1 pseudogene is annotated in these 1,167 nt (G+C 71.0%); it reads right to left on the bottom strand.

Going from position 1 to position 1,167, the window contains the following annotated elements:
* Positions 1 to 75: 75 nt before the first annotated feature.
* A pseudogene (locus JHN45_RS52440) lies at positions 76 to 1,083 on the bottom strand (ferrochelatase); the annotation flags it as partial.
* Positions 1,084 to 1,167: the final 84 nt, after the last annotated feature.

The raw sequence follows: 1,167 nt of genomic DNA on the forward strand, positions 1-1,167 counted from the left end.
GTGACCTCGTCCTGGAACGCGCCGCCGTAGAGAGTGGCCGGCAGGTCACACCCTGCGCCCTGGGTGCCCTCGGTGCCGGCCACTCTCTACGGCGGCGCGTTCCAGGACGAGGTCACGGACGGCGGCGGCGAAGCGCGGGTCGGCGCCCACGGTGGCCGACCGGTGTACGGGCAGTCCCAGTTCCGCGGCCTTGGCCGTGGCCTCCGTGTCGAGGTCGTAGAGGACCTCCATGTGGTCGGAGACGAAGCCGATGGGTGCCATGACGACCGCGGGGGCGCCGGCCTTGTGGCGCTCCTCCAGGTGGTCGCAGATGTCGGGCTCCAGCCAGGGGATGTGCGGGGCCCCGGAGCGGGACTGGTAGACGAGCTGCCAGGGGTGGTCGATTCCGGTGCGTTCGCGGACGGTGTCGGCGATCAGCCGGGCCACGTCCAGGTGCTCCTCGACGTACGCCCCGCCGTCTCCGTGGGCCTCGGCCGGGCCGGAGGTGTCGGCGGCGGCGGTCGGGATGGAGTGGGTCGAGAACGCGAGGTGGGCGCCGTCCCGGACGTCCTCGGGGAGGTCGGCGAGGGATTCGAGCACCCCGTCGATCATCGGCTCCAGGAAGCCGGGGTGGTTGAAGTAGTGGCGCAGTTTGTCGATCCTCGGCAGCTCCAGTCCCTCGGCCTCCAGGGTCGCCAGGGACTCGGCGAGGTTCTCCCGGTACTGGCGGCAGCCCGAGTACGAGGCGTAGGCGCTGGTGGCCAGGACGAGGATGCGGCGGCGTCCGTCGGCGACCATCTCGCGCAGGGTGTCCGTCAGGTACGGGGCCCAGTTGCGGTTGCCCCAGTAGACCGGCAGGTCCAGGCCGTGGTCCGCGAAGTCCTTGCGGAGGGCGTCCAGGAAGGCGCGGTTCTGGTCGTTGATGGGGCTGATCCCGCCGAACAGGAAGTAGTGCTGTCCCACTTCCTTGAGGCGTTCCTTGGGGATGCCTCGCCCGCGCGTCACGTTCTCCAGGAACGGAACCACCTCGTCCGGGCCCTCGGGGCCGCCGAACGAGAGCAGGAGCAGGGCGTCGTAGGGAGTGGCATCGAGCACGTCTGGCATGTCTCCGATCCTGCCACCCGCCACTGACAGCCGGGAAACGGAGGGGGGCCGGGCCGCGAACCCGGGGCTTCCGGGGAGGTGCGC

It is taken from the genome of Streptomyces sp. MBT53, assembly GCF_016654115.1.
Classification (GTDB): Bacteria; Actinomycetota; Actinomycetes; order Streptomycetales; family Streptomycetaceae; genus Streptomyces.